The 19,823-nt window shown below is 73.2% G+C and carries 14 protein-coding genes; 8 read left to right on the top strand and 6 right to left on the bottom strand.

What is annotated here, in order from left to right; genetic code table 11:
* The first annotated feature begins 105 nt into the window (after positions 1 to 105).
* The 5 genes from HCN51_RS17955 (at position 106) to HCN51_RS17975 (ending at position 7,578) form a co-directional block, all read left to right on the top strand.
* The gene (locus tag HCN51_RS17955; protein WP_168010722.1) at positions 106 to 1,734 is read left to right on the top strand and encodes a carboxylesterase/lipase family protein; all 1,629 of its coding nucleotides are present in this window, start codon (positions 106 to 108) and stop codon (positions 1,732 to 1,734) included.
* 138 nt (positions 1,735 to 1,872) lie between these two features.
* Positions 1,873 to 3,168 carry an ROK family transcriptional regulator gene (locus HCN51_RS17960; protein ID WP_168010723.1) on the top strand — a complete coding sequence of 432 codons (1,296 nt, stop codon included), beginning with the start codon at positions 1,873 to 1,875 and terminating at the stop codon, positions 3,166 to 3,168.
* A gap of 116 nt (positions 3,169 to 3,284) precedes the next feature.
* A complete protein-coding gene (locus tag HCN51_RS17965; RefSeq protein WP_168010724.1) occupies positions 3,285 to 4,538 on the top strand; it encodes a cation:proton antiporter domain-containing protein in 1,254 nt (417 codons plus the stop codon).
* Between the two features lie 102 nt (positions 4,539 to 4,640).
* Positions 4,641 to 6,497: a laminin G domain-containing metallophosphoesterase family protein gene (locus tag HCN51_RS17970; protein WP_168010725.1), complete on the top strand. Its 1,857-nt coding sequence runs from the start codon at positions 4,641 to 4,643 to the stop codon at positions 6,495 to 6,497.
* Between the two features lie 37 nt (positions 6,498 to 6,534).
* Complete coding sequence (locus HCN51_RS17975; protein WP_168010726.1) at positions 6,535 to 7,578, top strand: lytic transglycosylase domain-containing protein; 1,044 nt, start codon at positions 6,535 to 6,537, stop codon at positions 7,576 to 7,578.
* A 17-nt stretch (positions 7,579 to 7,595) separates the two neighbouring features.
* On the opposite strand, the gene HCN51_RS17980 is transcribed toward HCN51_RS17975, so the two are convergent.
* The 4 genes from HCN51_RS17980 to yczE all read right to left on the bottom strand — a co-directional run bounded on the left by HCN51_RS17980 (position 7,596) and on the right by yczE (position 12,425).
* Complete coding sequence (locus HCN51_RS17980; RefSeq protein ID WP_168010727.1) at positions 7,596 to 8,162, bottom strand: hypothetical protein; 567 nt, start codon at positions 8,160 to 8,162, stop codon at positions 7,596 to 7,598.
* Positions 8,159 to 9,871: a histidinol-phosphatase gene (locus tag HCN51_RS17985; RefSeq protein ID WP_168010728.1), complete on the bottom strand. Its 1,713-nt coding sequence runs from the start codon at positions 9,869 to 9,871 to the stop codon at positions 8,159 to 8,161. Before HCN51_RS17985 ends, HCN51_RS17980 begins: the two co-directional genes overlap by 4 nt.
* A 117-nt stretch (positions 9,872 to 9,988) precedes the next feature.
* Positions 9,989 to 11,743: a glycoside hydrolase family 15 protein gene (locus HCN51_RS17990; RefSeq protein ID WP_168010729.1), complete on the bottom strand. Its 1,755-nt coding sequence runs from the start codon at positions 11,741 to 11,743 to the stop codon at positions 9,989 to 9,991.
* A 79-nt stretch (positions 11,744 to 11,822) separates the two neighbouring features.
* A complete protein-coding gene (gene yczE, locus HCN51_RS17995) occupies positions 11,823 to 12,425 on the bottom strand; it encodes a membrane protein YczE (RefSeq protein WP_168010730.1) in 603 nt (200 codons plus the stop codon).
* A gap of 71 nt (positions 12,426 to 12,496) precedes the next feature.
* Between yczE and yczR the strand changes: the two genes are divergently transcribed.
* A complete protein-coding gene (gene yczR / locus HCN51_RS18000) occupies positions 12,497 to 13,918 on the top strand; it encodes a MocR-like transcription factor YczR (RefSeq protein ID WP_240972956.1) in 1,422 nt (473 codons plus the stop codon).
* A gap of 132 nt (positions 13,919 to 14,050) precedes the next feature.
* Here the strand turns inward: yczR and HCN51_RS62285 are convergent, their stop codons facing one another.
* A complete protein-coding gene (locus HCN51_RS62285) occupies positions 14,051 to 14,659 on the bottom strand; it encodes a trimeric intracellular cation channel family protein (RefSeq protein WP_080037189.1) in 609 nt (202 codons plus the stop codon).
* Positions 14,660 to 14,670: 11 nt separating this feature from the next.
* Positions 14,671 to 16,146: a peptide MFS transporter gene (locus tag HCN51_RS18010; protein WP_346433692.1), complete on the bottom strand. Its 1,476-nt coding sequence runs from the start codon at positions 16,144 to 16,146 to the stop codon at positions 14,671 to 14,673.
* Positions 16,147 to 16,284: 138 nt separating this feature from the next.
* On the opposite strand from HCN51_RS18010, the gene HCN51_RS18015 reads away from it, so the two are divergent.
* Positions 16,285 to 18,123: an AMP-dependent synthetase/ligase gene (locus HCN51_RS18015; RefSeq protein ID WP_168010732.1), complete on the top strand. Its 1,839-nt coding sequence runs from the start codon at positions 16,285 to 16,287 to the stop codon at positions 18,121 to 18,123.
* A 70-nt stretch (positions 18,124 to 18,193) separates the two neighbouring features.
* Complete coding sequence (locus HCN51_RS18020) at positions 18,194 to 19,684, top strand: hypothetical protein (protein ID WP_168010733.1); 1,491 nt, start codon at positions 18,194 to 18,196, stop codon at positions 19,682 to 19,684.
* Positions 19,685 to 19,823 lie beyond the last annotated feature (139 nt).

The raw sequence follows: 19,823 nt of genomic DNA on the forward strand, positions 1-19,823 counted from the left end.
TCACACATCATCCCGCACCCGCAACTCTCACCCCTGGACGGGCGGCTCCCCTCACAACATCATGAGACGGGGGGTTAACGGATCAGTCAGGAGGAGCTGTCCGCCATGGCCACCGTCATCGCACTCGCCACCGCCGCCCTGTTACTCGCCACCACACCCGCGATCCCGCCTGCCCCCTCGGCGTCCGGTGAGCGACCCGCCATCTCGGTGTCCGGTGAGCGACCCGCCGCCTCCACGACCGGTGATCGGCTCGTCGCCCGCACGGAGTCCGGCCTGGTGCGCGGGGCGCGCGCCGACGGGGTGGAGCGCTTCCTCGCCCTCCCGTACGCCGCCCCGCCCGTCGGCGACCTGCGCTGGCGCGCCCCGCAACCCCCGCCGACGTGGCAGGGGGTGCGCGCGGCGGACGCCTGGGGCAACCGCTGCCCGGCCGCCGCCGGCAGCAACGGCCCCCGCTCCGAGACCGAGGACTGCCTGTACCTCAACGTGTTCCGCCCCGAGGGCACCCGGGCCGGGCAGCGGCTGCCGGTGCTGTTCTGGATCCACGGCGGCGGCCTGGTCAACGGCTCGGCCAACCAGCACGACGGCACCCTCATCGCCCAGCTCGAGAACGTCGTCGTGGTGAGCGTCAACTACCGCCTCGGCGTGCTCGGCTACCTCGTTCACCCCGCTCTGGCCGCCGAGTCCGGCCAGGCGGGCAACTACGGCCTGCTCGACCAGCAGGCCGCGCTGCGCTGGGTGCGGCGCAACATCGCCGCATTCGGCGGCGACCCCCGGCGCGTCACCATCGACGGCGAGTCGGCGGGCGGCTTCTCCGTCTGCGCCCACCTCACCGCCCCCGGCTCGGCCGGGCTGTTCGCGCGCGGCATCATGCAGAGCGGATCCTGCGTCAGCCGCCCCATCGAGGACGGCGAGCGCACCGGCACCCAGATCGCCGCCACGCTCGGCTGCCCCGACCCGGCCACCGCCGCCGCCTGCCTGCGGGCGCTCCCGCCCGGCCGGCTCATCGACGGCCCGCAGTACACCTCCTTCACGCACGGCACGCCCGCCCTGCCGGAGAGCCCCGACACGGCCGTGCGGGCGGGCCGCTTCCAGCGGGTGCCGCTGATGATCGGCTACAACCGCGACGAGGGCCGCACGTTCTTCCAGGGCAACCGGGGCTGGACGCGGGAGCGGTACGAGGAGTGGGTGCGCACCGTGTTCGGCGACCGCGCCGCCGCCGTCCTGGAGCGCTACCCGTGGCCGGCCCGCTCCGACGCGTTCACCCCGGCCTACCTGACGGGCGCGATCGCCACCGACGCCGGCCTCTTCGCGGGCATCGGCGGCTGCCCCGCCCTGCGCCTCGCACGTGACCTGTCGGCGTACACCACCGTCTACGGCTACCGCTTCGACCACCGCACCGGCCCCGGCCTCACCCCCGAGCCCGCCGGGTACGTCTGGGGTGCCGGGCACGCGGCGGAGCTGGCGTACCTGTGGCCGAGCTTCGACAACGGCACCCCGATCGCGCCCACGTTCGACGCGGGCGAGCGCCGGCTGGCCCGGGACATGGTGCACTACTGGGGCGGGTTCACCCGCACCGGGCAGCCGTACGCCAGGGGGTCGGCCCGCTGGCCGCGGCTCGGCGACGCGGTCATGTCGCTGCGCGCGGCCGGCCGCTCCACGCCGGTCCCGGAGGCGACGATGGCGGCCGAGCACCAGTGCGACCTGTGGCAGCCCGGCAGCGCGGGCAGCTCGTGAGAGGCCGCACGTCCTCGGAAAGCGCCGATATGTCGGCTCGTGAAGCGCCGCATATGTCCCCGGACATTCGCGGACGACGGCGCCTACTTTCACTTCTCATCACCATAAGTCGGCCGATGTTCGAAGTAAGGTGGATCCATGCCAACCAACGGCCGGCACGCGGTGGGGGCGGGGGCACTGTTGGCGATCCTGCGCGACGGGCAGCCCCGCACCAGGGGCGAGCTGGCCCGGCTCACCGGCCTGTCCAGGTCCACCGTCTCCCAGCGGCTGGACGCGCTGATCGGCTCCGGCTGGGTCGTCGAGGACGAAGGCGTGATCTCCTCAGGGGGCAGGCCCGCCTCGATGTTCACGTTCAACGGCGGCGCCCGGGTCGTGCTCGCCGCCGACCTGGGCGCCACCCGCGCCCGCCTGGCCGTCCTCGACCTCGGCCTGAACGTGCTGGCCGAGCAGGTCGCCGGCCTTCCCGTCGACCTCGGCCCCGAGCCGGTGCTCGCCGCCGTCGCCGCGTCCCTGCGCGACCTCCTGGCCACGGCCGGGCGCGACCCCGCGCAGGTGTGCGGGGTGGGGATCGGCCTGCCCGGCCCGGTCGAGCACCGCACCGGCCGCCCGGTGAACCCGCCGATCATGCCCGGCTGGGACGGCTCCCCGGTGCCTGAGCGCCTGCGCGAACTCCTGGCGGAACGGCTGGCGGAGCGGCCGGGCGATGGACTGGGGGAGCTGCCGGAGGAACGCCCAGGCGATCGGCCCCGCGATCGGCCGGGGGAGTGGCCGGGCGCGCCTGTCCTGGTGGACAACGACGTGAACGTGATGGCGCTGGGCGAGCACTGGGCCGCCCGCCCCGCCGTCGACCACCTCATCTACATCAAGATCGGCACCGGCATCGGCTGCGGCATCATCTCCGGCGGCCGGCTGCACCGGGGCGCGCGCGGCGCCGCCGGGGACGTCGGCCACATCCGGGTGCCGGCCTCCGGCGCCCCGTGCCGGTGCGGCAACACCGGCTGCCTGGAGGCGGTCGCGGGCGGCGCCTCGATGGCCGCCACCCTGCGCGAGGCCGGCGCCGACGCGCGCGGCAGCAAGGACGTGGTCGCCCTCATGCGCGCCGGCGACCCCCTGGCCACCCGCCTGGTCCGGCAGGCGGGCCGCGAGGTGGGCACAGTGATGGCCGCGATCGTGAACTTCTTCAACCCGTCCGTCATCGTGCTCGGCGGCGACGTCGCCGAGGCCGGCGAGCAGCTGCTGGCCGGCGTGCGGGAGACCATCTACAGCAGGTCGCTGCCGCTGGCCACGCAGCACCTCGGCATCAGGACCGGCGAGCTGGGCGACCGGGCCGGCGTCGTGGGCGCCGCCGTCATGGTCGTCGAGCACGTCCTCGATCCGGCCACCATCGACGAGGTCACCGCGGAGCGGGCGGCCTACGTCGCCGCGCGGCCCTGATGCGCCGCTGGACGGCCACGATCGCGACGTCCACCACGACCAGCGTCCGCCTGGTCCATCGCGGCCGATCAGCCACAAAGGGGATATATAGCGATCTTCCGGGCAGGAGGCTCGCGATGTCCACCCTCGACCTCATCCTGGCCCTCGGCGGCGCCGCCGCGTTGCTGGCCGCGATCCTCCCGGAGTTCCTCGCCCGCCGAGCCCTCTCCCTGCCCCTCGTCTACCTGCTCGCCGGCATCCTCCTGTTCACCCTCCCCCTGGGGCTGCCCGACCCCGACCCCATCGCCCACCGGGTCGCGCTGGAGCACATCACCGAGCTGTGCGTCGTCATCTCCCTCATGGGCGCCGGCCTGGCGATCAACCGCCGCATCGGCCCGCGCGGCTGGTCCACCACGTGGCGGCTGCTCGCCCTGGCCATGCCGCTCACCGTGGCCGGGGTGGCCGCCGCGGCCGTCGCCCTGCCGGGCTGGCCGATCGCCGCCGCGCTGCTGCTCGGCGCCGTGCTCGCCCCCACCGACCCGGTGCTCGCCTCCGACGTGCACGTGGGCGAGCCCGTGGACGCCCAGAACGCCGACGACGAGGTCCGCTTCGCCCTGACCTCGGAGGCGGGCCTCAACGACGGGCTGGCCTTCCCCATCGTGTACGCCGCCATCGCCGTGGCGGCCGGAACCGCCGGCTGGGCGGGGGAGTGGGCGCTGACGGACGTCCTCTACCGCACCGCCGCCGGCGCCCTGCTCGGCCTGTTCATCGGCGGCCTGCTCGGCCGCCTGTTCTTCCGCGCCAGGTCCGACGGCCTGCGCCTGGCCGAGCGCCGTGACGGCTTCGTCGCCCTGGCCTGCACGTTCCTCGCGTACGGGGTGACGGAGCTGGCCCACGGGTACGGCTTCGTCGCCGTGTTCGTCACCGCGTGCGCCATCAGGAGCGCCGAGCACGGCCACGGCTACAACAACGTGCTGCACGGCTTCGTCGAGCAGATCGAGCGGCTGCTCACGGCCTGGCTGCTGCTCCTGCTCGGCGGCTTCGTCGCGACCGGCGGCCTGGCGGCGCTCACCTGGCGCGGCGCCGCCGTCGGCCTCCTGCTGCTGCTCGTCATCCGCCCGCTGGCCGGCTGGCTGGTGCAGTGGCGCGGGCGGGCGGGGCCGAGGGAACGGCTGGCGATCTCGTTCTTCGGCATCCGGGGGATCGGGTCGCTGTTCTACCTGGCGTACGCGCTGGGGCAGGCCGACTTCGGCGTGCCGGCGGAGGAGTTGTGGGCGGTCACCGGGTTCACCGTCCTCGCCTCGGTCGTCCTGCACGGCGTCACCGCCACCCCGGTCATGAACCACGTGGACGCTCTGCGCAAGGCGCACCTGGGCCGCGGCGGCCGGTGAGAAGTTCTTCCGGCCGAAGGCGGGAGTTATCGCTGCGGGAACCGCCGGGCCACGTACGACGATCAAGGTGCTGCGCGGCACCCTGAAACGGAGTACGACCCCATGGCACACCCCACCCTCGGCCGTCGCGCGCTGCTCACGGCGGCCCTCGCCGCGCCCGCCGCCGGCACCCTCGCCGGCCCCGCCGCCTCCCCGGCGCACGCGTCCGGACACGGCGGCCGGTTCGACCGCGAGAGCCCCCGCTTCACGATCGGCGTCCTGCCCGACACGCAGTACCTCTTCGACGAGGACCGCTCCGACCCCGCCCCCGTGCGCCAGACGTTCCGCTTCCTGACCGGCGGCGAGCGCGAGAGCAGGAACATCGCGTTCATGACGCACTTAGGGGACGTCACCGAGCACGGCACCGAAGAGGAGCTGGCGCTCGCCTCCGACACGTTCCGGCAGCTCGACGGCCGCCTGCCGTACAGCGTCCTGGCCGGCAACCACGACGTGAGCGGCGCCGACGACCAGCGCGGCGACAGCGCGTACCTGAAGGCGTTCGGCCCCTCCCGGTATGCCAGGATGTCCACCTTCCGCGGCGCGTCGCCCGACGGCTACAACAGCCACCACGTGATCGAGGCGGGCGGCCGGCGGTGGCTCGTGCTGGCGCTCGACTGGCGCGTCTCCGACCAGGGCCTGCGCTGGGCGCAGAGCGTCATCGACGCGAACAGGACGCTGCCCGCCATCCTCACCACCCACGACCTGGCCTGGGCGGACGACACCGGCGCCGCGGCGCTGTCGCAGCACGGGCAGCGCCTCTGGGACGCCTTCATCAAGCGCAACGACCAGATCTTCCTGACGCTCAACGGCCACTACTGGCCCTGCGGCCGTACCGTGCTCAAGAACGACGCCGGCCACGACGTGCACGTGCACATCACCAACTACCAGGACCGCTACTACGGCGGCGCGGGCATGGTCCGGCTCTACGCCTTCGACCTCGTCCGCAACGTGATCGACGTGGAGACGATCTCGCCGTGGCTGCTGGAGCGCGACCCGGACGAGCGCACCCCGCTGGAGGCCGAGCACCTGGAGCTGACCGGCCCCGTGGACCGCTTCAGCATCGAGATCGACTTCGACGAGCGCTTCGCCGGGTTCGCCCCGCGCACCCCGCCGCCGGCCCGTCCGGCCAGGGCCGTCATGCCGCGCGGCACGGTCGCGTACTGGAGGTTCGACGCCGAAGGGCTCGCGGGCGCGGCGGGCACGGACGGCGCGGTCGTGCCCGCCGGCACCGTCGCCCGCGACCTGACCGGCGGCGGCAACGACCTGACCATGGAGCTGCTGCACGCCAGCGCCCCCGAGACGCTGACGTGGTCGGCCGAGCACCACGAGGGCCAGCCCGCCCACGCCAGCCTCCGCTTCGACGGCGGCAAGTCCCCCGACCGGGGCGCCGTGCTCAGGTCCGGCCCGAACGCCCCCGTCAACAGCATGACCTTCACCTCCGGGTACACCATCGAGGCGTTCATCAAGCTGCCCGAGCCGTTCGAGGGCGACCACGCCTGGATGGGCATCCTGAGCTGGGAGGGCCGCAGCGGCGACGCGGGCAAGAGCAGCGGCTGGTCGCCCGACGAGCCGACGTGCAGCCTCAACCTGTCGCCCGAGCGCTTCCTGCAGTTCGTCGTCTACCCCGCCGACCGCGACGCCGACCCCACCTCGTGGAGCCACGCCCTGCCGGTCGGCCGCTGGACGCACGTGGCCGTCGTCAACGACTCCCGCCGGACCATCATGTACGTCGACGGCTCCAAGATCGCCCGCAACCCGAGCCAGCCGTCCAAGGGCATCTCGACACTCGGCCGGCCGTTCGCGATCGGCGGGACCCAGTTCGCGCTGACGTACGGTCAGGGCTTCTACGGGTGGATCGGCGACGTGCGGATCGTCTCCAGGGCCCTGCGGCCGAAGGAGTTCCTCCGCCCGTACGCGTGATGATCGCAGCCGCCCGTACCGGGTAGGTTGGCGCCCCATGGAGGCACGCCAGAAGCACCCGCACCCACCACGGCCCGCCCGCAGTGCCGCCCGCGGCGCCGCCCGCAGTGCCGCCCGCAGTGCCGCCCGCGGCGCCGCCGCCGCGCCCGCCCGGAAGGCGGCGGCGCTCGTCCTGGGCGCGGTGGTGCTCCTCGGCGCGGCGGCGTGCGGCCCCGCTCCCGCCGCCGCCCCTCCGGCGCCCGCTCCGTCCGCGCCCGCTCCGTCCGCGCCCGCCCCGTCCACGCCCGCGCCCAGCACGCCGAAACCTTCCGAGAAGCCGCTCCCGGACCCCACCGAGAAGCTCCCCGACGGCCCCGCGAAGCTGGCCGCCGCGCTGCGGGAGACCACCGACGCGCTGAACGCGTCCATCGACGCCTGGACGAAGCACGGCTCGCCCGCGACCGGCGAGCCGCCCGAGGACGTCGAGCTGCTGGCCCTGCACCAGCAGCGCATCTACCGCCACGCCGCCCGCCACCCCGACCTCGCCGCCAAGACCTTCGCCCGGCTGCCCGCCGCCCTCGCCGCCCAGGCCAGGGACGACACCGCCGCCATCCGCGAGCTGCTCGCCCTGGCCCGCCCCATCAAGCCGGACGCCGTCTTCAAGACCCAGCCGGCCCGGCCGGCGGGCGAGCTGCTCGGCTATTTCAAGAAGGCCGAGCGCCGATTCGGGGTGGAGTGGGAGGTGCTGGCGGCGGTGATGTTCGCGGAGACGAAGTTCGGCCGCGTACGGGCCGACAGCCACGCCGGCGCCCAGGGCCCCATGCAGTTCATGCCCGCCACGTGGAAGGCGTACGGGATGGGCGGGGACGTGCGCGACCCGCACGACGCGATCATGGGCGCGGCCAACTACCTCAAGGCGAGCGGCGCCCCCCGCGACTACCGGCGGGCGCTGCACGCCTACAACCCGTCCCAGGCGTACGTGAACGCCATCCTCCTGCACGCCCGCCGGATCAAGCGCGACCCGCGCGCCTACTACGCGTACTACACCTGGCAGGTGTACGTGATCACCACCGAGGGGGAGCGCCGCCTGACCGGCCCGTAGCGGCGTCCCCGGGAGGGTCAGGCGTGGTCGGCGCAGCAGGGAGTGGGGTTCGGCACCTCGGCGGGGGTGATCCGGCCGCCGGCGGCCGGCATGGTGAGCAGGGTCATGAGGCCGTCCCGCCAGACGGGCCTGACGTGGTCGTTCGTGACGACGAGCACGTCGTCGGGCGGCGGGCCGGGGGAGGCGAGCAGCAGCACCCGGTCGATGGCCGAGGCGTCGCGCAGCTCGCCCAGCGGGAGGACGCCGGTGAGGCGGTCGCGGCCCGGGAAGGTGACGACCCGGCCGCCGCGCCGGGCCTCGTGCTCGGCCGCCGCCAGCGCCGCCCCCTCCGCCAGAGGCCCGTCCCGGTGCCCGCCCAGCACCCACGACCCGCCGGGCACGAGCTCCGACAGGACCGCGGGCGTCACCGAGTCCGGGACGGCCAGCGAGCAGGCGACGTGCGGCTCGTCGCCCGCCGGCCCCGCCGGCACGAAGTGGGTGCACCCGATCGTGTCCCCCGGCAGGCCGAACCCCCGCACCACCGTGTGGAGCAGGTGCTCGGCCTCGGGCACCGTCCGGCTGCCCGCGTCGAATGCGACGATCATCGGCGCGGCAGCACCCAGATCGGGTTGCTGTAGAACCACAGGTCGTTCCACGGGTCGGCGTCGCCGTACACGTCGATCCGCGGCCCGTTCGGGTCCACGGCCGCGCCCAGCAGCCCGGGTGCGCTGCGCTTGCCGTCGGTGCCGCGCAGCCGCACGTACACGGGGCGGTCGACGGCGCCGAGCTGGTAGGTGAAGGTGACGGTGCCGGTGCTCCCGTTCACCTCGTACGACTGCACGACCTTGGTGTTCGGCGTGGTGAAGGCGTCCTTGTCGGAGACGGGGCCGGTGACGTCGCCCTGGATGACGTCCACCCGGGCCAGCGTGGGCACGAACTGCGCCCAGTTCGGCCGCCCGGCCAGGGTGACCTCGATGGCCAGCTCGACGCGGGCGCCCTGACGCACCTGGAGGGTGCCGCCGAGCGTCACGCCGCGCTGGCCGGTGCCCGCCGGGCGGGCCCGCACCACCAGGCCGCTGATCAGGCCGCCGTGGTCCACCCAGACGCGGCCGGCGCGCAGGGCGTCCATGACGGCGCGGTAGGAGAAGTCCTCGGCGCCGGCGTGGGTGCGGCTGTAGAAGCCGGGCCAGAAGTCGCCGGAGCCGAAGTTCGGCACCCCCTTGTAGACGGGGTCCTCGTAGCGGCCGTTGGCGTTGAAGTCGCCGCCGGGGCCGCGGTCGCTGGTGTCGCCGTGCACCCAGTGGGAGTCGGAGTTCGCGGTGATCCACCACGGCTTGCCCTCGGCGAGCAGGCTGTCCCACAGGCCGCCCACGGTCGCGGTCATCCAGTCGAACCCGCCGAAGGTCTTGTAGCTCTCGGCCGGGTAGCCGGGGAAGGAGTCGGCGCCGGGGTTGCTGTCGTAGTAGCCGCGCCCGCCGCCGGGGCCGTTCGGCTTGGCGATGCCGGCCGCCTGGTGGCCGGGCGCGCCCTCCATGCCGACCGCGATCGTCGGCTGGGCGTCGCGCCAGCCGCGGATCTCGTGCGGCGAGTCGATGCCCTTCCTGGAGGGGTGGTTGGCGAAGAACAGCGCGTCCGGCACGCGCCGCTTCCTGACGGCGTCGGCGAGGAAGTTCAGGCCGGCGATGGCCAGCGCCTCGTTCTGCGGCGTGTTGGAGCTCGCGCCCTTGACGGACCCGTCGAAGGAGCTCTCGAACTCCTTGAGCGTCGCCACCTCGTTCCTGCCGGGCGCGACGAACACGGTGCCGTGCTCGGCGGCCGGGATGTTCCACTCCAGGCCCTGGAAGACCAGCGTGTCCTTGACGGCCGCGCGGGCGGCCACGATGTCCGGGTTGACCTTCTCGACGCCGATCTTGGCGTGCGTGGCGCCGCCGTGGTCGGTGATCACCATCCAGCCCAGCCCGTACGCGTTGGCGTGCCGCACGTGGTCGATGACCCGGTAGATGCCGTCGGAGCTGTGCTGGGTGTGGATGTGGTGGTCGCCGGCCAGCCACTGGTAGCCGTCCCTGGGCTCGCGCCCGCGCCCCTCGTCCCTGCCGGTGGCCGCGACCGCGGCCTGCCCCTCCCCGCCCAGCACGCCGGCGGCGGTCAGCCCGGCGCCCAGCAGCCCTGCCCGGCGGAACATGCGCCGCCGGGAGAGCTGGCCGGGCGACAGCTCGCCGTCCGGTACGGACAGGTCCCGCGCGACGGCGGCCTCGGTGTCCCCGACGGGCTCGTGCGCGTGGTCGTGATCATGGTGGTGATGCCCGTGGCTCATGGGCTGCTTTCTCCGTCCCGCCGGAAAGGGTGCGCCGGCTACGGCGGGAGCGTGGCGGAACCGGATGAATCGGACATGAACGCCGAGGAAGCGCCACACGGCCCAGGTCTCAACGCCTCACGACAGCGCCCGGGCCGCGTGCACCAGGGGCACGTGGCTGAACGCCTGCGGGAAGTTCCCCACCAGCCGCCCGTAGCGCGGGTCGTACTCCTCCGCCAGCAGCCCCACGTCGTTGCGCAGCGCCAGCAGCCGCTCGAACAGGTCCTTGGCCTCCTCCTTGCGCCCCTGCATCGCCATGACCTCCACCAGCCAGAAGCTGCACGCCAGGAACGCGCCCTCGCCGCCCTGCAGCCCGTCGACGTCGTTGTCCTCGGCGATCGGGTAACGCAGCACGAAGCCGTCGGACATCAGCTCCTTCTCGATCGCCGCGACCGTGCCGACCACGCGGGGGTCGTCGGCCGGCAGGAAGCCGACCATGGGGATCATCAGCAGCGCCGCGTCCAGCTCGGAGGAGCCGTACGACTGGGTGAAGGTGTTGCGCTGCGGGTCGAAGCCCTTGTCGCAGATCTCGGCGTGGATGACGTCGCGCAGCGCGCGCCACCGGTCGACGGGGCCGGTGCGGCCGAAGTGCTCGACGTACTTGACGGCCCGGTCGAGGGCCGCCCAGCACATCACCTTGGAGTGCACGAAGTGCCGGCGCGGGCCGCGCACCTCCCACAGGCCCTCGTCGGGCTCGTGCCAGTGGTCCTCCACGTAGTCGAGCAGCTGCCGCTGGATGGTCCACGCCCGGTCGTCGGCGGACAGGCCGCGGGTGCGGGAGACGTACAGGGAGTTCATCACCTCGCCGTAGACGTCGAGCTGGAGCTGCTTGACGGCCTCGTTGCCGATGCGGACGGGGCGGGAGTCCTCGTAGCCGTCGAGCCAGTCGAGGCGCAGCTCGGGCAGGCGGCGCTCGCCGGCGACGCCGTACATGATCTGGAGGTCCTGAGGGCGCCCGGCGATGGCGCGCAGCAGCCAGGCCCGCCAGTCGCCGGCCTCCTCCAGGTAGCCGGAGCTGATCAGCGCGTCGAGCGTCAGCGTGGCGTCGCGCAGCCAGCAGAAGCGGTAGTCCCAGTTGCGCACCCCGCCGAGGTCCTCGGGCAGGGACGTGGTGGGCGCGGCCACGATGCCGCCCGTCGGCGCGTACGTCAGCGCCTTCAGCGTGATCAGCGACCGGACGACCGCGTCGCGGTACGGGCCCGAGTAGGTGCAGCGGCCCACCCATTCGGCCCAGAACGCCTCGGTCTCGCCGAGCTGCGCGTCGCAGTGGATCTGCGGCGGCATCGGCTCGTGCGAGGGGTGCCAGGTGAACACGAACGGCAGCCGGTCGCCCTCGTTGACGGTGAACGTGGCCCGGTGGGCGTAGTCGCCGCCCTTGAGCGGCACGGGGGAGTGCAGCCACACCGAGTCGGGCCCGCCGATGGCCTGCAGATGGCCGTTGGTGCGGCGTACCCACGGCACGATGCGGCCGTAGTCGAAGCGCACGCGCAGCTGCGTGGAGACCTGCACCGAGCCGGACACGCCCTCGACGATGCGCACCACGTCGGGGTTGCGGTCGCGCGGCGGCATGAAGTCGACGACGCGGACGGTGCCCGTGGGGGTGTCCCACTCGCTCTCCAGGATGAGGGTGTCGGGGCGGTAGCGCCGTCTGGTGGCGGGTTTCCTGCCCGTGGGACCCAGCCACCAGTGGCCGTTGCGCTCGCTGCCGAGCAGGGCCGCGAAGCACGCCGGCGAGTCGAACCTGGGCAGGCAGAGCCAGTCGATCGAGCCGTCCCGTGCCACGAGGGCGGCGGACTGCATGTCTCCGATCAGCGCGTAATCCTCGATCCGCATGCCTAGACGCTACTCGGAGAACGGGTGATCCCGTGGCCGGGCCGATCATGTCGCGTCATGCCCGGCCCCGGCCACGGGATCACGTCAGAGGGAACCAGCGGGTGAACAGCTGCGTCAACGGCCCGATCGCCAGCGCGAACACCACGGTCCCCAGGCCCACCGTGCCGCCCAGCAGCCAGCCCGCGATCAGCACGGCGACCTCGATGGACAGGCGGGCCACCCGCACCGACAGGCCGAGCCGCACCAGCCCCGTCATGATGCCGTCGCGGGGGCCGGGGCCCATGCCGGCGCCGATGTAGAGCAGGGTCGACAGGGCGATGGTGACGACGCCCATGACCAGGTAGAAGGTCTGGAACGCCAGATGCTGCGGGGTGGGCAGCAGGAAGACGGCGGCGTCCGCGAACGGGCCGACGAGCAGCACGTTGCTGATCGTGCCGAGCCCCGGCTTCTGCCGCATGGGGATCCACAGCAGCATCACCAGCGCGCCGACCACGAGGATGACGGTGCCGATGGTCAGGCCGGTACGCAGGGCGGCGCCCTCGTGGAAGACGTTCCAGGGGCCGTTGCCGAGTCCCGACTTCACCTGGAGGGCGATGCCGAGGCCGTACAGGGCCAGACCGCCATAGAGGCGGACGAGGCGGGCGGGCAGGGAACTCGGCAGCGGGACGGTTGTTTCGCTCATGATGGCCCCAGAGTGGCATCTTCCGATTTGCTAATACAGGGCCAATCACGAAAAGTGGCCTTATGCGGCACATGTCAGCCACGCAGGTGGCCCGGCTCATCGACGTCGACCCCGCGGCGCGCCCGTACTACCGCGCCCTCGCCGACGGCGTCCGCGCGCTGATCATGGACGGCCAGCTCCCCGTACGCGTCCGCATGCCCGCCGAGCGCCACCTCGCCGAGACGCTCAAGGTCAGCCGCACCACCGTCACCGCCGCCTACGACCTGCTGCGCGAAGGCGGCTACCTGGAGAGCCGGCAGGGCTCGGGAAGCTGGACCGCGCTGCCCGACCCCGCCGTCTGGCCCGACAACCCGTGGCTCGGCACCGACCGCGACGGCCTCATCCAGCTCCACACCGCCGCCCCCGCCGCCCCCACGGCCCTGCTCGCCGCCATGACGGCCGCGGTCGAGGACCTGCCCCGGTACGGCATGGGCAACGGCTACGACCCCATGGGCCTGCCCTCGCTCAGGGACCGCATCGCCGCCCGCTACACCGCCAGGGGCGTGGCCACCAGACCCGAGCAGATCGTCGTCACCACCGGCGCCCAGCACGCCCTCCACCTCGTCATGGGCCTGCTCGCCGGGCCGGGCGACGCGGTCATCGTCGAGTCGCCGACGTACCCGCACGCCATCGACGCCGCCCGGCAGCGCGGCGCCCGCATCGTCCCCGTCGGCGTCTCCCACGACGGCTGGCGGCCCGACCTCCTCGCCGGCGCCATGCTCCAGTCGGGCGCCCGCCTCGCCTACCTCATGCCCGACTTCCAGAACCCGACCGGCGCCCTCATGCCGGACCCCGTCCGCGCCGCCGTCGCCGGCGCCGCCCGCCGCGCCGGCACCCTCCTGCTGATCGACGAGACCTGGTCCGAGCTGGCCCTCGACGACGTGCCCCGCACCTCCCCGATGGCCGCCTTCGACACCGACAGCCACGTCATCAGCATCGGCTCCGCCTCCAAGCTGTGGTGGGGCGGGCTGCGCATCGGCTGGATCCGCGCCACCGCCGCCCTCGCCCGCCGCCTCACCACGCTCCGCTCGTCGGTCGACATCGCCAGCCCCGTGCTGGAGCAGCTCGTCGTGGCGCGGCTGTTCGACCGGCTGGAGGAGACCCGCGCCGAGCGCCGCCGCACCCTGCGCGCCTCCCGCGACGCCCTCGCCGCCCACCTGCGCGCCCACCTGCCCGAGTGGACCTTCGCGCTGCCCTCCGGCGGCGGCGCCCTGTGGGTCCGCCTCGACGGCGCCGGCTCCACCCCGCTCGCGGAAGCCGCCCTCTCCCACGGGGTACGCCTGGCGCCCGGCCCCTGGTTCGGCCTCGAAGGCACCCTGGAGGGCCACCTCCGCCTCCCGTACACCCAGCCGCCCACCCTGCTGGCGGACGCCGTCCAATGCCTGCGCGCCGCCCGCGACCACGGCCCCACCGGCGCCCCCCGCCCGCCGGACCAGCTCATCGCGATGGTGTGAGGGGATGCACCTCGACGTCCGCCCATGCCGCCGCCCGGCACGAGCCCGTGGCGCGCGCTCAGATCACCCGCTCACCGCGGCTCTCGTGGATCGCGGCCAGGATGTCGTCTGCTTTCCCGCAATGCCCGCCCGTCATTCGCCGATGCCCTTGGCGAGCGGGGCGCGCCACTTGCGGCGCATCGCGGCGATGCGGAGGCCGAACGCCAGCAGGGCCGCCGCGAGCGTGGCGGGCCAGCCGTGCAGCCCGTACGACGACAGCCCCGCCATCACGCCCGACCCCAGCAGGGCGGGCACCGCGTAGAGCTGGCGGTCGTACAGCAACGTGGGGATCTCCCCGGCCAGCACGTCGCGCAGCATGCCACCGCCGACGGCCGTCGTGACGCCCAGGAGGGTCGCGTGCAGGGGGCTGAGGCCGTACTCCATGGCCTTCTCCGTGCCGACCGCGCAGAACAGCCCGAGCCCCGCCGCGTCCAGCACGAGGATGGCGGGCATGACGCGGGCCACGTGCGGGTGCCAGAAGAAGACGATCACCGTCGCGGCGACGGGCACCAGCACGTAGCCGAGGCTCTGGAAGGCGATCGGCCGCACGTTGAGTATGAGGTCGCGGACGACGCCGCCGCCGAGCGCGGTGATCTCGGCCAGCACCCCCATCCCGACCACGTCGAGCCGCTTGCGGACCCCCATGAGGGCGCCGGACAGCGCGAAGACGAAAATGCCGGCGAGGTCGAGAAGTTCAGACACGTTCGGAATGTTTACCGCATGGCGGGTTCGTGGTGTTCGGCCATCATGACCCGCAGGCTCCGCGTGAACAGGAACAGCGCCAGCCCCGCCACGATCGCCATCGCCGCCAGCACCAGGTAGTACATCGGCTCGGACAGGACCCGGCCGAGCCGCCCGGTCTGGCCGCCGACCGCGTCGCCCACCGACACGGCGATGAACCAGATGCCCAGCATCTGCCCCTTGAACGCCTCGGGCGCCAGCTTGGTCGTGACCGACAGCCCGACGGGGCTCAGCGACAGCTCGCCGAACACCTGGATCAGGTAGACCAGCACCAGCCACCACACCGACACCCGCCCGGCGCCGGCCAGCCCCGCCGCCACGGCCATCACCACGAAGCTCAGCCCCACCATGACCAGCGCGAACCCGAACTTCTGCGGCGTGCTCACCCGGGTGCCCAGCCGCACCCACAGGGCGGCGAACACCGGCACGAAGATCATGATGAACAGCGGGTTGAACGACTGTGTGGCGGCCTGGTTGATCCTGATGCCGAACAGCGACAGGTCGGTGTGATCCTGGGCGAAGAACAGCAGCTTGCTCGGCGCCAGGTCGTAGATCATCCAGAAGATGGCCGCCGCCACGAACAACCAGATGTACGCCTTCATCCGGATCCGCTCGTCCTCGGTCAGGTCGTGGCTGCCGAACATGATGTAGCCGAAGTACGCCACCGGCACGATCAGGATGACCAGCGTGAGCGCCACCGTGAACCGGTCGACCGTCAGCGTGCCCGTCGCCGCCCACGCGCCCAGCACGACCAGCGTCAGCACCACACCGAGTGCCACCAGGCGGCCGAAGCGGCGGCGCTCGCGCGGGGTCAGCCGCAGGCCGGGGCGCTCGCCGACGCCGCGCAGGCTCCGGCCGCCCAGGACGTACTGGACCAGGCCGAGCGCCATGCCGACCGCCGCCGCGCTGAACCCGAGGTGCCAGCGGTCGCCCTCGGCCAGCCAGCCCACCACGAGCGGGGCGAAGAAGGCGCCGAGGTTGATGCCCAGGTAGAACAGGGAGAACCCGGCGTCCCTGCGCCCGTCGTCCTCCTCGGGGTAGAGGCGGCCCACCATGACCGAGATGTTCGGCTTGAGCAGGCCCGTGCCGGCGATGATGAGCAGCAGCCCCAGCCAGACGAACAACGACGACGCCACCGGGATCGCCATGCTGATGTGCCCCAGCATGATGACGAACCCGCCCCAGAACACCGACCTGCGCGCCCCGAGGATGCGGTCGGCGATCCACCCGCCCGGCAGCGCCACCAGGTAGATGAGCGCCCCGTAGACCCCCACCACCGCCTGCGACGTCTCCTGCGACAGCCCGAGCCCCGCGTGCGCCGGCGAGGCCGCCATGAACGTGGCCAGGATCGCCCGCAGCCCGTACCAGGAGAACCGCTCCCACATCTCGGTGCCGAACAGCGTCGCCAGCCCCCGCGGATGCCCGAAGAACGTCCTGTCAGTCACCACAGCTCACACCCTCCGCATCCACACGATCACCTTACGTGACGGACGCCGGTGTTTCTCCGCAGGCTCTTGCCGCTACCCCGGGGGTGTGGTGCGATGCATCGAAATCATGCAAGTGATTACTGACCGGAGGCCGTTGCGATGGGCGAAGTCCTCGAAGTCCGGGCCGAGATCGAGCGGCAGATCGCCGGCCGTACCGTGTGCGAGCAGCTCGCGCGGGCGGCCGAGGAACACCACGACGCACCCGCCTACTCCGACCCCGAAGGGGACGGCTGGCGCACGCTCACCTACGGGCAGGCCCGCGAGCGGGTCCTTGAGATCGCCGCCGCGTTCGTCGCGCTCGGGCTGGAGCCCGGCGAGGCCGTCGCCCTCATGATGGTCAACCGCAGCGAGCACGTGCTGGCCGACCTCGGCGCGGTGCACGCGGGCGGGGTCGGCTGCACGGTCTACTCGACGTTCGCCCCCGACCAGATCGCCTTCGTGGCCGGCGACGTCGGCGCCCGCTACGCGGTGCTCGGCGGGCCCGCCGACCTGGCCCGCTGGGAGCCCGTGCTCGACCGCCTGGACGGCCTGCGCCGGATCATCATGCTGGACGGAGCCCCGGCCGGCGAGCGGTTCATGGCCTGGGACGACTTCCTCGCCCTCGGCCGCGAACGCCTCGCCGCCGACCCCGCCCAGGTCGAGACCCGCCTGCGCGCCGTCGCGCCCGGCGACGTCGCGACCGTCCTCTACACCTCCGGCACCACCGGCACCCCCAAGGGCGTGCCGCTCACCCACACCAACATCTTCTACGAGGTCGCCGCCACCGACCGCCTCACCGCGCTGCCCATGCGCGGCACCCAGATCTCCTACCTCACCTACGCCCACATCGCCGAGCGCATTCTCAGCCTCTACCTGCCCCTCGTCAAGGTCTCCCACGTGCACTTCTGCACCGACCTGGCCAACCTCGGCGCCACGCTTGGCCAGGTCAGGCCGATGATGTTCTTCGGGGTGCCGCGCGTGTGGGAGAAGATGATGGCGCGCCTGCTCGCCGTGCTCGCCACCCAGCCCGAGGAGCAGCAGGCCGCCGTACGCGAGGCCATGGCCGCCGGCGTCGCCTACGTCGAGGCCGGCCAGTACGGCCGCACGATCACCCCCGAGATCCAGGCCGCCTACGACGAGGCCGACGCCTCGCTCCTGTCGATCATCCGCGGCATGATCGGCTTCGACCGCGCCGAATGGACCGCCACCGGCGCCGCACCCCTGCCCGACGAGGTGCAGCGCTTCTACGCCGGGCTCGGGCTCAAGGTCATCGACGTGTACGGCATGACGGAGACGACCGGCGCCTTCACCGGCAACAGCCCCGCCTGCTACCGCCTGGGCACCGTCGGCAGGGCCGAGCCCGGCGTCGAGGTCCGCATCGCCGAGGACGGCGAGCTGCTCACCCGCAGCCCCCTCAACACCGCCGGCTACCTCAACCGCCCCCAGGCCACCGCCGAGCTCATCGACGCCGAGGGCTGGCTGCACACCGGCGACATCGGCACCGTCGACGACGACGGCTTCTACCGCGTCGTCGACCGCAAGAAGGAGCTGATCATCACCGCCGGCGGCGAGAACATCTCCCCGGCCGAGATCGAGAACCACCTCAAGCAGCACAGCCTCATCGGCCAGGCCCTCGCCTACGGCGACAACCGCCCCCACCCCGTCGCCGTGCTCACCCTCGACGCCGAGGTGGCGCCGGGCTGGGCACAGGCGCGCGGCATCACGTTCGGCTCGCTCGCCGAGCTGGCCGAGCACCCCGCGGTGCTGGCCGAGGTCGAGGCGGCCGTGCAGGCCGCCAACGCCAAGCTGGCCAGGGTGCAGCAGGTGAAGAAGTGGGCGCTGCTCGGCGTCGAGTGGACGGCCGAGACCGAGGAGCTCACCCCCAGCCTCAAGCTCAAGCGGCGCATCATCCACACCAAGTACGCCGACATCATCGAAGGGCTCTACGGGCGACCTTAGTGAGGCTTTTGCCATTCGGGGCGTGTGTTGTGGTCCTGTCCATTACCGGATGGTTCCTACCGTCTCGATCATGACCAGAAGTCTGCTTCTCGTCTCGCTCGCGGCGGGGTCGCTCACGGTGCCCGCACCTGCTGCCTCCGCCGCGACCGAGCCCGCCATCCGCGCCATCACCGTCCGCCCGGCCAGCCCCGTGGTGGGGGCGCAGGGGTCCGTCCGCCTGGTGATCGATGTGATCGCCAAAGGGGTGGTACGCGGTAAGGACGGCGTGACCGTCAAGGTCGAACCCGGCGCCCCGCCCGCCCAGGCGGCCCCCGTACCCCGCCCCGTCCTGAACCCGCCGGGGCGCCCGCCCGCTCACGAGCCCGCCCGCCCGCCGGGCCACGGGGCCGTCCAGCCGCCCGGTCCCGGCTCCGTCCAGCCGCCCGGCCATGGGGCGGTGGAGCCGCCCGCCCAGACCCCTGCCCGGCCGCCCGCGCAAGCCCCCGTGCGGCCGCCCGCCCAGGGGCCGGGCCAGTCGTCGCCGCAGGAGCCCGCGCACGCCTCGCCGGGAACGCCCGCGCAAGGGGCGGTGCAGCCGCCCGTCCAGGCGCCGGTTCAACCCCCGGCTCAGGGCCCCGCACAGGGCTCCGGGTCCGCGCAGAGCCCTGGCCAAGGATCGGCGCAGCAGCCCGCCCAGGGCTCCGGACAGGGTTATGGTCAGGCGCCGGCCCAGCAGCCGTACCAGCAGGCCCCGCCGGCCCCTCAGCAGGCCGCCCAGCAGCCGGCCCAGGGGGTTGCCCAGCAGCCCGGCCCTTCATCGCCTGCCCTGGCGCCCGCCCAGTCGGCGGCCTCGCCCGCGTTGGCCGCCGCGCGGGCCCCGGTGCCCAGCCCCGCCGCCGGCACGGCCCCTCTGGGCGGCGCCGAGCAGGCCCTGCGGCCCGGCATGGCGATTCCCGGGCACGGGCAGCCGGCCCTGACCGGCCACCACCCGGTCCCGGCGATGGAGCCGGCCGCGCCGAAGGACGGCGTCCCGGGCGCGAACCGCCCGCTGCTGCCGCCCCGCCTGGTGTGGCGCCTGGCCGCGCACAAGCCCGTCCTCGATCACGGCCGCGGCGCGGCCAGGCTGACGGACGACTGGCAGACCTGGCGCTTCCTGCCGGACAAGAAGCTGAACCGCTTCTACCCGGCCGGCACCTGGACGGTCACCGCCACCGCCAAGGGCGCCAACGGGGCGACGGTCACGCAGTACGCCTCGTTCGAGCTGAAGCGCGAGAGCAGGCTCACCGCCGTACGGGCGGAAAAGTCGGCGCGCGCCGGCGGCGTGCGGCTGCGCGGCTCGCTGACCCGCGTGGACCCGCGCGGCCTGACGGACTACGGGCCGTTCGCCAAGCAGCGCCTGGAGGTGCTGTGGCGTCCGGACGAGAGCTCGCCCTGGCAGGCGGTGGGGGAGGCGACGACGGACGCGGCCGGCGCGTTCGTCGGAACGGTCCAGGGGCGGACGGACGGCTTCTGGCGCGTCCGCTTCCCCGGAACAGGACACTACGCGGCAGATCTCTCCAAAGCCCGACAAATAGCCCAATAGTGCGAGGTTGCGCCTCGTCCGCCGTTGCCGAACTGTGATCAACTTTGTCGCAACTTTTCCTTACCCTTACGCGTCATTGGCATTTGACGCACCCGGTTGGGTGCGGTCATTCGGACGGGGAAGGATTTCTGTTTTGAAG

This window comes from Nonomuraea composti (genome assembly GCF_012034275.1).
GTDB classification, from domain to species: Bacteria; Actinomycetota; Actinomycetes; order Streptosporangiales; family Streptosporangiaceae; genus Nonomuraea; species Nonomuraea composti.

Excerpts from the sequence above, each read along its gene's own strand:
- HCN51_RS17970 (WP_168010725.1), top strand. The coding sequence starts at position 4,641 with ATGGCACACCCCACCCTCGGCCGTCGCGCGCTGCTCACGGCGGCCCTC.
- HCN51_RS17980 (WP_168010727.1), bottom strand. The coding sequence starts at position 8,162 with ATGATCGTCGCATTCGACGCGGGCAGCCGGACGGTGCCCGAGGCCGAG.
- HCN51_RS17975 (WP_168010726.1), top strand. The coding sequence starts at position 6,535 with ATGGAGGCACGCCAGAAGCACCCGCACCCACCACGGCCCGCCCGCAGT.
- HCN51_RS18020 (WP_168010733.1), top strand. The coding sequence starts at position 18,194 with ATGACCAGAAGTCTGCTTCTCGTCTCGCTCGCGGCGGGGTCGCTCACG.
- HCN51_RS18015 (WP_168010732.1), top strand. The coding sequence starts at position 16,285 with ATGGGCGAAGTCCTCGAAGTCCGGGCCGAGATCGAGCGGCAGATCGCC.
- HCN51_RS17990 (WP_168010729.1), bottom strand. The coding sequence starts at position 11,743 with ATGCGGATCGAGGATTACGCGCTGATCGGAGACATGCAGTCCGCCGCC.
- HCN51_RS17955 (WP_168010722.1), top strand. The coding sequence starts at position 106 with ATGGCCACCGTCATCGCACTCGCCACCGCCGCCCTGTTACTCGCCACC.
- HCN51_RS17960 (WP_168010723.1), top strand. The coding sequence starts at position 1,873 with ATGCCAACCAACGGCCGGCACGCGGTGGGGGCGGGGGCACTGTTGGCG.
- HCN51_RS17985 (WP_168010728.1), bottom strand. The coding sequence starts at position 9,871 with ATGAGCCACGGGCATCACCACCATGATCACGACCACGCGCACGAGCCC.
- HCN51_RS17965 (WP_168010724.1), top strand. The coding sequence starts at position 3,285 with ATGTCCACCCTCGACCTCATCCTGGCCCTCGGCGGCGCCGCCGCGTTG.
- yczE (WP_168010730.1), bottom strand. The coding sequence starts at position 12,425 with ATGAGCGAAACAACCGTCCCGCTGCCGAGTTCCCTGCCCGCCCGCCTC.
- yczR (WP_240972956.1), top strand. The coding sequence starts at position 12,497 with ATGTCAGCCACGCAGGTGGCCCGGCTCATCGACGTCGACCCCGCGGCG.